The 12,226-nt window shown below is 36.5% G+C and carries 14 protein-coding genes; 8 read left to right on the top strand and 6 right to left on the bottom strand.

Features of this window, described 5'->3' with window-relative positions:
• Window positions 1-25: 25 nt before the first annotated feature.
• Window positions 26-781: an IclR family transcriptional regulator gene (locus FHP05_RS09000; RefSeq protein WP_147667250.1), complete on the top strand. Its 756-nt coding sequence runs from the start codon at window positions 26-28 to the stop codon at window positions 779-781.
• Window positions 782-837: 56 nt separating this feature from the next.
• Here FHP05_RS09000 and accC read toward each other — a convergent pair whose 3' ends face one another.
• From accC to pxpB, 4 genes are read right to left on the bottom strand one after another with little or no spacing between them, the layout of a single operon-like run.
• The gene (gene accC / locus FHP05_RS08995; RefSeq protein ID WP_147667248.1) at window positions 838-2,193 is read right to left on the bottom strand and encodes an acetyl-CoA carboxylase biotin carboxylase subunit; all 1,356 of its coding nucleotides are present in this window, start codon (window positions 2,191-2,193) and stop codon (window positions 838-840) included.
• Window positions 2,186-2,662: an acetyl-CoA carboxylase biotin carboxyl carrier protein gene (accB, locus tag FHP05_RS08990; RefSeq protein ID WP_147667246.1), complete on the bottom strand. Its 477-nt coding sequence runs from the start codon at window positions 2,660-2,662 to the stop codon at window positions 2,186-2,188. Before accB ends, accC begins: the two co-directional genes overlap by 8 nt.
• 20 nt (window positions 2,663-2,682) lie before the next feature.
• Window positions 2,683-3,672 (bottom strand): 5-oxoprolinase subunit C family protein, encoded by a 990-nt coding sequence (locus FHP05_RS08985; RefSeq protein ID WP_147667244.1) that lies wholly within the window; start codon window positions 3,670-3,672, stop codon window positions 2,683-2,685.
• Entirely contained in the window at window positions 3,669-4,376 is a 708-nt protein-coding gene (gene pxpB / locus FHP05_RS08980) for a 5-oxoprolinase subunit PxpB (protein ID WP_147667446.1), read from the bottom strand. The genes FHP05_RS08985 and pxpB overlap by 4 nt, the downstream gene beginning before the upstream one ends.
• A gap of 355 nt (window positions 4,377-4,731) precedes the next feature.
• On the opposite strand from pxpB, the gene FHP05_RS08975 reads away from it, so the two are divergent.
• The 3 genes from FHP05_RS08975 to FHP05_RS08965 all read left to right on the top strand — a co-directional run bounded on the left by FHP05_RS08975 (window position 4,732) and on the right by FHP05_RS08965 (window position 7,644).
• Window positions 4,732-5,508, top strand: coding sequence for a LamB/YcsF family protein (locus tag FHP05_RS08975; protein WP_147667242.1), 777 nt, complete (start codon window positions 4,732-4,734; stop codon window positions 5,506-5,508).
• Window positions 5,509-5,601: 93 nt separating this feature from the next.
• Complete coding sequence (locus tag FHP05_RS08970; RefSeq protein ID WP_147667444.1) at window positions 5,602-6,744, top strand: NRAMP family divalent metal transporter; 1,143 nt, start codon at window positions 5,602-5,604, stop codon at window positions 6,742-6,744.
• A 108-nt stretch (window positions 6,745-6,852) separates the two neighbouring features.
• Entirely contained in the window at window positions 6,853-7,644 is a 792-nt protein-coding gene (locus FHP05_RS08965) for a putative hydro-lyase (protein WP_147667240.1), read from the top strand.
• Window positions 7,645-7,940: 296 nt separating this feature from the next.
• On the opposite strand, the gene FHP05_RS08960 is transcribed toward FHP05_RS08965, so the two are convergent.
• Window positions 7,941-8,171 carry a CsbD family protein gene (locus tag FHP05_RS08960; RefSeq protein WP_147667239.1) on the bottom strand — a complete coding sequence of 77 codons (231 nt, stop codon included), beginning with the start codon at window positions 8,169-8,171 and terminating at the stop codon, window positions 7,941-7,943.
• A 563-nt stretch (window positions 8,172-8,734) separates the two neighbouring features.
• Here FHP05_RS08960 and FHP05_RS08955 point away from each other — a divergent pair.
• From FHP05_RS08955 to FHP05_RS08940, 4 genes are all read left to right on the top strand, one after another.
• Window positions 8,735-8,962, top strand: a complete 228-nt coding sequence (locus tag FHP05_RS08955) for a tetratricopeptide repeat protein (protein ID WP_191126305.1) — start codon at window positions 8,735-8,737, stop codon at window positions 8,960-8,962.
• A gap of 87 nt (window positions 8,963-9,049) precedes the next feature.
• Window positions 9,050-9,271, top strand: coding sequence for a DUF2829 domain-containing protein (locus FHP05_RS08950; RefSeq protein WP_147667235.1), 222 nt, complete (start codon window positions 9,050-9,052; stop codon window positions 9,269-9,271).
• 38 nt (window positions 9,272-9,309) lie between these two features.
• The gene (locus tag FHP05_RS08945) at window positions 9,310-10,065 is read left to right on the top strand and encodes a 3-oxoacyl-ACP reductase (RefSeq protein WP_147667233.1); all 756 of its coding nucleotides are present in this window, start codon (window positions 9,310-9,312) and stop codon (window positions 10,063-10,065) included.
• A gap of 132 nt (window positions 10,066-10,197) precedes the next feature.
• Complete coding sequence (locus FHP05_RS08940) at window positions 10,198-10,704, top strand: QueT transporter family protein (protein ID WP_230973972.1); 507 nt, start codon at window positions 10,198-10,200, stop codon at window positions 10,702-10,704.
• A gap of 253 nt (window positions 10,705-10,957) precedes the next feature.
• Here FHP05_RS08940 and FHP05_RS08935 read toward each other — a convergent pair whose 3' ends face one another.
• Window positions 10,958-12,205 carry a glutamate-5-semialdehyde dehydrogenase gene (locus FHP05_RS08935; protein WP_147667231.1) on the bottom strand — a complete coding sequence of 416 codons (1,248 nt, stop codon included), beginning with the start codon at window positions 12,203-12,205 and terminating at the stop codon, window positions 10,958-10,960.
• Window positions 12,206-12,226: the final 21 nt, after the last annotated feature.

Genomic DNA, 12,226 nt, shown 5'->3' with positions numbered 1-12,226 from the left:
CAGGGGATAAGGAGCAATAATGATAATGAAAAATAAAAATAAAACGGTTGTTCGTTCGATGGATATTTTGAATCTGTTTATTGATCATCCGGAGTTGACGTTCCAGGAAATTATTGATTTATCTGGAATTCCGAAAACATCAGTCTATCGGATGCTGAAGTCATTCGAAGAGATGGGATTTTTAGAAAAAGGGCATGATTTAAAATATCGCTTGGGGATTATTTTTCTCCGGTTTGGATCATTAGTTTCTTCACGATTAGATTTAAGGGGCATTGCATATCCAATCATGAAAGAATTGCATGATGATGTAGAAGAAGCGATTAATTTGATTATTAGGCATGGGGATGAAGCGGTTTATATTGAAAAATTAGACCTTAAGCAGAAGGTTCGGCTGTATACGGCAGTGGGTAGAAAGAGTCCATTATATGCGGGGGCTTGTTCACGGATTATTTTATCTTTCTTACCTGTACAGGACATTCAGGAATATGTACGGAAAACAGAATTATTACCATATGCAAATGGGACAATCACGGATAAACAAGAATTATATCAAATGATAGAAGAAGCGAGAATAAATGGATATACCGTAAGCCATTCTGAGTTGGAAAATTATACAACTTCCATTGCGGCGCCAATCTTTAATCATGAGGGAGAAGTCATTGCAGGGATTAGCATTGCTGGAGTGGAAGCAAATTATCAAGGGGACAATATTCCAGTATTTGCAGAAAAAGTAATGGCAGCTGCTGATGCGATATCAGAGAAATTGGGATTTGTAAAATAAAGAGAGACAATCTTATATCGCTTGATTATAGGCGATATAAGACTCTCTCGTCTCTATCAAACTTCTTGTTTCTCACTGTAAATTTTAAGGAAGTTTGTATTATATTCCCCACTAATAAAATCTTCGTTCTGCAAAACTTGGTAAAGAAATGGAATGGTTGTTTTGACACCCTTTATTGTATAATGTTGAAGTGCTCGTTTCATCTTCGTAATTACATCTTCTCGATTTTTCCCATGGACAATGAGTTTGGCAATCATGGAATCATAAAATGGTTGAATCGTATACCCCGGATAGACCGCGGTATCAACGCGAATACCAAATCCACCAGGGGGAATGATTTGTTTTATTTCTCCAGGGGAAGGCATGAAATTATTCTCCGGGTCTTCTGCATTAATCCGGCATTCCATGGACCAACCGGATTGCTCGATATCTTCCTGTTTGATTTGCAACTCTAATCCAGATGCGATACGGAGTTGTTCTTTTACAATATCAATTCCTGTTACCATTTCTGTGATCGGATGCTCTACTTGAATTCTTGTATTCATTTCCATGAAATAGAAAATGTCATTTACATAATCATAGATAAATTCGACTGTCCCAGCACCTACATAGTTTACAGCTTTTGCTGCTTGGATAGCAGATTCGCCCATTTTCTCACGTGTTTCAGTGGTTATAGCAGGTGATGGTGTTTCTTCGATTAACTTCTGCATTCTTCGTTGAATGGTACAATCTCTTTCTCCTAAGTGCACGGTATTTCCATGGGTGTCAGCTAAGATTTGGATTTCGATATGCCGGAAATCTTCTATATATTTTTCGAGATATACTCCAGGGTTACCGAAGGCTGTATTTGCTTCTTGTTCTGTGATTTCGATTCCTTTTTTTAGTGAATCTACATCTCTTGCAACACGGATACCTTTTCCGCCGCCACCGGCTGTTGCTTTAATGATGATTGGGAAACCAATTTCCTCGGCTAGTTGAATGGCTTCATCCTTATTTTGGATCACTCCATCCGATCCCGGTGCTATCGGCACGTTTGCTTCCTTCATAGTTTGTCGTGCTACGTCTTTAATCCCCATTTGTTTAATAGATTCAGGGGATGGTCCAATAAATGTGATATCACATTGTTTACAAAGGGATGCGAATTCCACATTCTCTGCTAAAAATCCATACCCCGGGTGAATCGCATCGACATTTGTTAGTGTTGCAATTTTTAAGATGTTCTCGATGTTTAAATAGCTTTGACTGGAAGGAGCTGGTCCAATACAGTACGCTTCCTCGGCAAGTTCTACATGAAGTGCTTCTCTATCTGCTTCGGAAAAAACTGCCACTGTCTCAATGTTTAGTTCTTGGCAGGCTTGAATAATCCGAACGGCAATTTCTCCTCTATTGGCGATGAGTACCTTTTTAATCATGTGATTCACTCACCTTTACTCGAAATAAAGGTTGATTAAATTCGATTAATTGTCCATCTTCGACTAGGATTTCAGTTATTTCTCCTTTAATACTTGCTTTTACTTCACTAAGTAATTTCATTGCTTCTAATACACAGACAGGATCATCTATATTAACCATTGTTCCGACTTCTGCAAGTGGTTCGGCATCCGGATTAGGTCGTCTATAAAAAGTTCCAATCATCGGGGACTTGATTAATTGTACATTACTTTCTTTTTTTTCTTTTGATTGAACTTCAGTTTTTATTTCATCAGCAGACTTTTTTGCCTTTGGTGGTGCTTCTTTTTCTGTGAATTCAAGCTCTGGGTTGGATAAAATAGCACCTGATTTTTGGTAGTATATTTTAAAACCATCTTTCTCTAGTTTTAATACGTCAACATTGGATTGTTCAATAATTTGAATAATTTCTTTTAATTCTGTTGTATTCATATGTTGTTCCCCCAATTAGTCTATAATGTTTTTAAACGAATTCCGATAGATAATTCGTATAATTTACGTTCTCGTTTTAGTAATGCTTGCTCTGCTTTTTCTATGGAAGTTAATTCGAAAAGAATTTGATTAGTTGGTTGCATTTGTGCTAATTTAGGTAAATCGGCAGAAATAACTTGAGCTATTTTTGGATATCCACCGGTTGTTTGCCTATCAGCCATCAATATAATTGGCTGGCCATTTGTTGGGACCTGAATTGTTCCAAAAGTAACTCCCTCTGATAATAGGTTAAATTCTTCTGTAAGCTGTAATTTGTTCCCCTTTAACTGATATCCCATTCGGTCTGCGTTCATTGTGACGGTATATGGTTTTTGTAGAAGGTGCTGTTGGCTGTTTGTGTCAAACCGCTCATATTCAGATCCCGGTAATATACGAATGGTTTGTGTTTTCTTAAATGAAAAGAATGCGCTGTAATTTACAGACCATGAAAGGGGTTCTGTTAAACTCTGCATTTTTTTTATAAACATTTCATTTGTTTTCGATATGTCTCTCGTTTGTAAAACATCATCTTTTTGTAGAGTTCTCCCTTCATATCCACCAATCTTAGCACGTAAATAGGTACTCCTACTTCCCATTTTTTCTGGAATTGCAAGGCCTCCCGCAATGGCAAGATAAGCCCTACATCCTTTAATTGCTGAAGTGAAGTGAAGGATAGATCCTTTTTGAATAAAAATTGGCCGCCACATGGCTACTGGATTTCCATCAATTGTAGCTTGTAAATCTCCACCAGTGATGGCAATTAGATGATCTTCTTGAAATTCTATTTTTGTCCCATATAAAGTAATTTCGATTCCTGCTTCTTTTTCATCATTTCCGACTAATCGATTTGCAATTCTAAGTGATACGATATCCATGGCACCACTAACAATGACGCCATATTTTTGAGAACCATACCTACCCAAATCTTGAATGGTTGCCATTAGGCCAGGATGGAGAATTTTCATACTCATTGGTGTTCCTCCTTGTAGTGTTCGTATTCCTCCTGCGTGATTGGAACAAAGCGAATTTTATCCCCAGATTGCAATCGTGTTGGAGGAGACATATTCGGAAGAAATAATTCAAGTGGTGTTTGGCCAATGATTTGCCATCCACCTGGTGTTTCAAACGGATAGATTCCGGTTTGTTTTCCTGCAATACCTACAGAACCACTTGGGATAGCAGGGCGAGGTGTGTTTTTCCTCGGGATGGCTATCGCTTCGTCCATTCCACCTAAAAAAGGAAATCCAGGTGCAAAGCCAATCATATAGACAAGATATTCTTTGGAAGAATGAATTTTGACAACCTCTTCAGAAGAAATCGCGTTATGTGTTGCAACTTCTTCTAAATCCGGTCCGAATTTTCCACCATATATCACAGGTATGTCTATTGTTCGATGTTCTAATTTAGCATCAATTGTTAGTTTATGAAGATAGTTTTCTATGAAAGCGCTAACTATTTTCGATATAGTTTGATTGTTTTTATTAGAAAAGGCTTTATAAACGGTTACAAAATCATAATAAATGGTCACATTTGTATACGATGGAACCGCTTCAATAAATCCCTCGAAAGGATCCTGTTCAATTATTTTTATCAATTGGATCACTTTATCATGAATAAGGGGATTAATATCATCTCCAAATTCGATAACAATTGCGGAGTCCCCTAAAGAACGCATGTTTATTTTCCGTAAGTTAGACAATAGCAACATCTCCAGTTTCGTAATTCGGTAACAAGGTTTTGTAAAACGGTATATTTTCTATTGTATTAAATTTAAATAGAATTACAAGTATAAAATAATTAGAAAATAGAAAATGATAAGGTAATAAAGATAGTCGTGGTGCGAGGTGATGCGTTAATTTGAATAGAAATTTTTTTATTTTTTAGTTTAAAATATTTTCTAACCCTTCACACATTATTTATTTTGTGGTACTATATTGTTCATCTAATTAAAACTCGTGTTCCGTTAAATGGAACAAACAAAATTGAAAACGCTTCCCATACATTAAAAGTATAGAAAAAGGAGAATCAATATGTACAAAATAGATTTAAATTGTGATTTAGGAGAAAGCTTTGGCCCTTATCAGCTTGTTAATCAAGAAGAAATATTAAAATATGTGACTTCAGCAAATGTGGCTTGTGGATTTCATAGTGGTGATCCTAGTGTGATCCGTGAAACTGTACAATTAGCACTGAAACATGGTGTGAAAATTGGGGCACATCCTGGTTTGCCTGATTTGGTAGGGTTTGGTCGAAGAGAAATGAAGATTTCCCCTCAAGAAGCTTATGATATGGTTGTCTATCAAATTGGTGCTTTACAGGGAGTGTTATCAACATTTAATGAAAAATTACAACATGTGAAACCACACGGAGCACTCTATAATATGGCTGCCAAAGATAAAGCACTTGCAGAAGCGATAGCAAAAGCAATCTATGATATCTCACCATCACTCATTTTATTTGGCCTTTCAGAAAGTGAATTAACAAAGGCAGGGGAGAAGGTTGGTTTGCCAACTGCTCATGAAGTATTTGCAGATCGAACATACCAAGCGGATGGTTCTTTAACATCGAGATTACAAAAAGATGCATTAATAACTGATACAAATCTTTCTATTAATCAAGTAATTAAAATGGTTAAAGAAAGTAAGGCTTTATCTCAGCAAAATACGGAAGTCAATCTTCGGGCACATACCGTTTGTCTTCATGGTGATGGGGCACATGCAATTATGTTTGCACGAAAGATTAAGGAAACATTAGAACAAAAAAATATTGCAGTTAGTTCTGTACAAAATTGGAAGGATTTGATTTAAGTGGCAGAAAAAGCCCCATTGAAAGATTTATCTGTTGAAAATTCAAAAGACAAAAATAAATCAAGAAGTATTTTACTAGGAGCTGCCTTTTTAATGGCAACTTCTTCTGTTGGACCTGGATTTTTAACGCAAACAACGGTTTTTACTCAGCAATTAGCTGCTAGTTTTGCTTTTGTTATACTTATTTCACTTATTTTGGATGTGTTTGCACAGGTTAATGTGTGGCGAATTATAGCGGTGTCAGGTTTACGAGGTCATGAAATCGCTAACAAGGTTTTTCCAGGTTTAGGAATATTATTATCCGTCTTCATAGTTATCGGTGGCTTAGCATTTAATATTGGGAATGTTGCTGGTGCTGGTCTTGGACTAAATGCGATGTTGGGTATTAATCCGATAGCTGGCTCTATTATTAGCGCAATTTTTGCAATAATGATATTTCTTATTAAAGAAGCAGGCAAAGTAATGGATAAAATCACTCAAATCGCAGGTGGTGTGATGATTATTCTGATGCTTTATGTTGCTTTTACAACCTCTCCACCCGTGGGAGAAGCCCTCATTAATACAGTGAAGCCCGAAACAATTGACATATTTGCAATTGTTACGCTTGTTGGAGGCTCTGTTGGTGGATATATAACATTTGCCGGGGGACATCGTTTATTAGATGCAGGAATAAAAGGGGTTGAATCTCTGCCTGAGGTGACAAAAAGTTCTGTGATTGGAATTGGTGTAGCAGGAATTTTGCGTATTGCGCTTTTTCTAGCAGTTTTAGGTGTCGTTACACAAGGTTTAACAATTGATCCCGCTAATCCACCTGCATCCGTCTTTCAATTAGCAGCAGGGGATATTGGATACCGTATATTTGGTGTTATTATGTGGGCAGCCGCAATTACCTCTGTTGTTGGAGCAGCGTATACTTCTGTATCTTTTATTCGTTCGTTTCATCCAATGATTGATAAATATCACAATTATATTATTATTTTGTTCATTGTGATTTCATCAGCAACATTTGCATTTGTTGGACAACCTGTAAGTGTGTTAATTTTAGCAGGGGCATTGAATGCGCTGATTTTACCACTTGCACTAGGAACAATCCTAATTGGAGCATATAAAAAAGATGTTGTTGGAGATTATAAACACCCATTATGGTTAACGATAACAGGAGCAATTGTTGCGATTGGAATGGGATATCTTGCCATTCTTACGGTAATGGAACAAATCCCGAAATTACTAGGATAAAAGAAAATTTGGTTCAGGTATATTATATTTCACCTGAACCTTTGTTTGTATAGATGTGTTCTAGGCATCAGAAAAATCAACAAAATAAATGAACGAAAGGGAGATTATGTGAAAAATTTAGCAGAGATAAATGCAAAGGGAATTCGGGATTTAATAAGAAAAGGAAAAATAACAAATTCTACTGCTGGTATGGCCAAAGGATATGCACAGGCAAATCTAGTTATTTTAAAAAAAGAATATGCATATGATTTTCTTCTGTTTTGCCAGAGAAACTCTAAAGCTTGTCCATTATTAGAAGTAACAGATGTGGGTGTTTATAGGTCCAAAAAAATTGCAAGAGGAGCAGATTTTCGAACAGATATTCCGAAATATAGAATTTATAGAGACGGAAAGCTTGTTGAAGAAGCTACAGACATAAAAGAATACTGGGAAGATGATATGGTTTGCTTTTTATTAGGATGTAGCTTTACTTTTGAGAATTCTTTATTAAATGGTGGGATTCCTATAAGGCATATTGAAGAAAATCGAAATGTACCGATGTATAAAACAAATATTCCTTGTGAACAAGCAGGTGTCTTTGAAGGCCCAATGGTTGTCAGTATGCGTCCAATGCGTCATGAAGAAGCAATACGTGCAACTCAAATCACCACAAGGTTTCCAGCAGTTCATGGTGCACCAATTCATGTAGGTGATCCAAGTGAAATCGGTATAACTAATCTTTCCAAGCCCGATTTTGGAGAAGAGGTTTCCATCAAAAATGGTGAAATTCCGGTATTCTGGGCTTGCGGTGTAACACCACAAGCTGTCGCCATGAAAAGTAAACCATCAATCATGATCACACATGCACCAGGCTGTATGTTTATTAGCGATATAAAAGATGAGGAGCTGAGCGTTTTGTAGAGAGGTGCCTGTCACTTCCCGAAATTTGTCGAAAACTCTTATGCATTGACACTAGCAGAGGAAGCGGTAGCTATAATTATGATGTAGCAGATAAATATCATGAAGAGTAATAAAGATTCCTTATGCTTCATAATAATTTTTAGTAAATCTATGACAATAAAGTAAACCACCACCCTTTTTGACAGTGAGCTGGGGTGACTCCACTCTCTTACAGGCTGTTAAAGGGTGGCTTACTGACTAATTTAGTTGTTCTACAAATCATTATTTCTTTTGTAAGTAAAAATTGTATTCTTTAATTAGTCATCTTGTTCTTCTTTTAAATCTTTAATTTTATGTTCTACTTTATCTATCACATCGTTTGCTTTATCTTTTATTTCGCCAACTTTTTCAAATATAGCTCCTTTTGTTTGATCCATTTTACCATCTACTTGTAGTGAACGATCATCTATTGCTTTTCCGACTTTCTCTTTAATTTCACCTTTAACTTGATATGTTTTCCCTTTCAATTTGTCTTTGAATCCACTCATGTTTTGCAACTCCTTTAGTTTAGATAAGTAATTTTCACTTTAATTGGACAAAATACTCTATAATTCTACTATACCTCTTAAAATTATGGGATTACAATTAAATATGTGAACAATTTAGAAATATTAACAAGATTTAAAGGAAAATAAAACCGTTTAATTGCGGCGGATTTTCATTGACATTCGTAGAGAAGAGGTGTAATGAAATGAATCATATAAAACAAGAGTTCTTAAGATTAGCAGAAACGGTTTATTTTGATGAGGCGGATTATCTTCGCGAGAAATTCTGAGAACCTTCGAAAGTTCCACCATTTACCAATATAGCTGAGAACCATTTGTTAACATTAATGAATGACGACAAGGACCATAAAGAAGAAAAATATTCTTTGTGTGGGATGCTGGGGAATTGTTATCGAATAGTTGGTCAACCACAGAAAGCGATCCACTATTTAACATTGGCACTTAAAATAGCCTGGGAAGAGGAAAATTCTTCTAAGAAAGTCGTTACATATATCTGACTAGGCGAAGCGTGGAAATATAATGATGAACATGAAAAGGCAATGGATATGTTTACTGTTGCTATGAAGATTGTCAGTGAAAATGAATTAGGAAAATATAAGGATTTTGTACTTCAACATCAGGGAAAGTGCTTGATGGAGATGGGAAAATGGGATGAAGCAAAGCAATGTTTTCAAGAGGTTTTAGAGATAAGAAAAAAGAAAGCAGTTCCTTCATTAATTGAATCGACAGAATTGAGCTTGAATTGGTTGGAGAGAAAAACGGAGGGTGGATGAAGAAGTTTGCTTCTGGAAAACTTTTAAAGCGTGGTAGAATAAGGATATGTAAAAAAATATATTTGTTAAAGGAAAGGATGTTGTTAGATGACTTTTGAAGAGGTATTGCCATTATTAAAATCTGGAAAGAAGGTTATTCGCGATGGGTGGGGTGGTGCAGAACTATATGTGAAACTTGTTGGTGAAGGAACACATGATGAAGAAAAGTTAAACCCCTATTTTTTAATCAATGTAGAAGGAGAAGGGTATACGATGTTTACGCCAACCGTATGTGATATATTAGCGGAAGATTGGCAAGTGGTTAAGTAGGCAGGAATAGAAATGTCTATTTCCGTTAGGGGGATTTTATGCGTTTTAACGAATACATAGGGAAGACTATTTTTATAACTGGTGCGGGGTCTGGAATTGGGCAAGCACAGGCGATTTCTTTTTTAGAAAATGGTGCGAATGTGTTTGGAATGGATCTTCAGGAAAAAGGATTACAGGAACTTGCAAAGAAATATAAGGGGAAATTCAAATATAAAGTTGGTTCTGTATCCGAAAAAAAAGCGGTAGAGGAAGCGGTGGAAGAGGCGGTTGCTTCTTTTACAGTGATACATATTTTGCTAAATACAGCTGGAATTTTAGATGGCTATGCCAAAACATTGGATACGGATGAAATATTGTGGGATAAGGTCATGAATACGAATATAAAAGGAACTTATTTGGTGACAAACGCGATACTTCCATATATGCTTCAGCAAAAGTCAGGTGTTGTTGTGAATATGGCATCGATTGCAGGGCTAGTTGCAGGAGGCGGTGGTGCAGCATACACCGCATCTAAACATGCCATTATTGGATATACGAAACAACTGGATTTAGATTATTGTAGGGAAGGTATTCGTGCGAATGCTATTGCACCTGGAGCCATCCAGACTCCGATGAATAAAGCAGATTTTGTAGGGAGTGGCGAAATGGCGAAATGGGTAGCAAATGAAACTCCGGCAGGGCGCTGGGCACAACCGAAGGAAGTAGCCGATTTAACTTTGTATCTTGCTGGAGAAGCTGCAAGTTATATTCATGGTGCAGTTATTCCAATTGATGGTGGATGGATTATAAAATAGAGGTAGTCCGGTTGCTGTATTTTATGATACAATAAATATGCAAGTGATTCTTGTACTACGACACTTCATCTTCTTTGGTCGTAGTTATTACTAAAATAGCAAACTAGCTATTTTACAAAGGAGAATTTTACTTTGAATAAATCAGTTGTTAAATCATCTAGTATGCCAATAGTTGAAATGGCGAAAATTGCAATTGTAACATCATTATATGTTGTTATAACTGCCATGTTAGCTGTGATAAGTTTTGGTGCAATCCAACTTCGCTTATCAGAAATGTTGAATTATCTAGCGTTATACCATAAACGTTATGTATATGCAGTAACATTAGGTGTAGTAATAGTTAATTTTATGTCACCGACTTGGGCACTTGACGTACCTATTGGCGGTGTTTCTACATTTCTTGTATTAATTCTTTGTCGCGCGGTAACGAAAAATATGGAAAATGAAATTATGAAGATAGCGATTACTGCAGTGATTTTTGCATTTTCCATGTTCACCGTAGCAGGTCAATTGACATTGATGCTTGATCTTCCATTTTTCCATACATGGTTAATCGTAGGATTAGGTGAGTTATTGTCCATGACAATCGGTGGTATTGTAATTTACTTCTTAAGTAAGAAAATAGATTTAAGTCGTTAATTGAAGGGGTGGCGAACTTATTGAGTTTGTTGCTCTTTTTTGATTTGGATAAGATTATTAAATAGCAACATTGCCTTAGTATTCGTTGAAATGCTGATGATCGCCCGCAAAACCCTGATATAATCACCGAAATCCGGATATCGCCCGCAAAACCCTGATATCCATCCACCATCTAAATCCGGGAATTTCCATACAATAGTAAAAAAACAGGATATGCTTTTGCATCCCTGCTTTTTCTTTTCCTAGTTAAATATCATTCACGAATTTGCCCTTGGCCATAGATAACATATTTATTAGATGTAAGTGCTTTTAGTCCCATTGGTCCGCGGGCATGTAGTTTTTGTGTACTGATGCCAATCTCCGCTCCGTAACCAAATTCGAATCCATCAGTAAAACGGGTTGCTGCATTATGATAAACTGCGGCTGCATCGACTTGATTTAGGAATTTTTCAGCATGTGATTCATTATCGGTTATAATTGCTTCGGAATGTAAGGTTCCGTAACGATTTATATGGTCGATAGCTTCGTCAATGGAATCAGTTGTTTTTACACTAACAGAAAGTCCAAGATATTCGGTAGACCAGTCCTCGACTGTTGCTGGTTTTGCTTTTGAAAATCCTGATTGAGCAGTTTCATCAGCGAAAATTTCAACTCCATTTTCGACTAGTTTTTCCAGAAGTTGTGGCCCGTGATTTTGATACCATTGTTTATCTATTAAGATAGTTTCCGCGGCATTGCAAACAGAAGGGCGTTGTAATTTTGAATTTAACACAATTTGTTCAGCCATGTTTTTCTCAGCAAATTCATCCACATACACATGACAAACCCCAGCACCTGTAGTAATTACTGGAACAGTCGCTTCTTGTGAGACTGTTTTGATTAAATTTTCCCCACCTCTTGGAATTAACACATCTAGATATTCATTTAATTGGAAAAGTTCTTTTGCTGTTTCTCGACTGGTGTCTTCTAGTAGTTGAACAGCATCAGCAGGGATGGAACTTTTCTTAAGTGCTTTATGGATGGTCTGAATAAGTGCGATGTTTGAGTATTTCGCTGAAGAGCTTCCTCTTAAAATAACAGCATTTCCTGTTTTTAATGAAAGTGTAGCAGCATCCACTGTTACATTAGGTCTTGCTTCATAGACCATGCCAATGACACCGATTGGTACACGTTTATTTATAATTTTTAATCCATTTTCCTTATTGATTTCTTCGATGACTTCACCGACAGGGTCTGTAAGTTCGACTAATAACTGGATGGCATCAGACATATCTTGAATTCGCTTTTCATTTAACATGATGCGATCTAATATAGCCTCAGATAAGCCATTTTCCTTTCCAATTTGTAAATCTCTTTTATTCTCTGCAAGGATGGAGGACTGATCTTTTAAAAGCTGGTCTGCAATGAATTCTAATCCTTCATTTTTATCTTCTGTTGTTAAATTGATGATTTTCCGGCTAGCTTGTAATGCTTTCTTTCCCTTTATTTTTACTTCACTCATTATAATTCCTCCTAATTTTAA

This window comes from Cerasibacillus terrae, from assembly GCF_008039555.1.
Classification (GTDB): Bacteria; Bacillota; Bacilli; order Bacillales; family Amphibacillaceae; genus Cerasibacillus; species Cerasibacillus terrae.
Note: the sequence above shows the minus strand (reverse complement) of the source record. Positions and strands in the feature narration are given on the sequence as shown.

Excerpts from the sequence above, each read along its gene's own strand:
- FHP05_RS08945 (WP_147667233.1), top strand. The coding sequence starts at position 9,310 with ATGCGTTTTAACGAATACATAGGGAAGACTATTTTTATAACTGGTGCG.
- FHP05_RS08985 (WP_147667244.1), bottom strand. The coding sequence starts at position 3,672 with ATGAGTATGAAAATTCTCCATCCTGGCCTAATGGCAACCATTCAAGAT.
- FHP05_RS08960 (WP_147667239.1), bottom strand. The coding sequence starts at position 8,171 with ATGAGTGGATTCAAAGACAAATTGAAAGGGAAAACATATCAAGTTAAA.
- FHP05_RS08950 (WP_147667235.1), top strand. The coding sequence starts at position 9,050 with ATGACTTTTGAAGAGGTATTGCCATTATTAAAATCTGGAAAGAAGGTT.
- FHP05_RS08970 (WP_147667444.1), top strand. The coding sequence starts at position 5,602 with ATGGCAACTTCTTCTGTTGGACCTGGATTTTTAACGCAAACAACGGTT.
- FHP05_RS09000 (WP_147667250.1), top strand. The coding sequence starts at position 26 with ATGAAAAATAAAAATAAAACGGTTGTTCGTTCGATGGATATTTTGAAT.
- accB (WP_147667246.1), bottom strand. The coding sequence starts at position 2,662 with ATGAATACAACAGAATTAAAAGAAATTATTCAAATTATTGAACAATCC.
- pxpB (WP_147667446.1), bottom strand. The coding sequence starts at position 4,376 with ATGCGTTCTTTAGGGGACTCCGCAATTGTTATCGAATTTGGAGATGAT.
- accC (WP_147667248.1), bottom strand. The coding sequence starts at position 2,193 with ATGATTAAAAAGGTACTCATCGCCAATAGAGGAGAAATTGCCGTTCGG.
- FHP05_RS08935 (WP_147667231.1), bottom strand. The coding sequence starts at position 12,205 with ATGAGTGAAGTAAAAATAAAGGGAAAGAAAGCATTACAAGCTAGCCGG.
- FHP05_RS08955 (WP_191126305.1), top strand. The coding sequence starts at position 8,735 with ATGTTTACTGTTGCTATGAAGATTGTCAGTGAAAATGAATTAGGAAAA.
- FHP05_RS08975 (WP_147667242.1), top strand. The coding sequence starts at position 4,732 with ATGTACAAAATAGATTTAAATTGTGATTTAGGAGAAAGCTTTGGCCCT.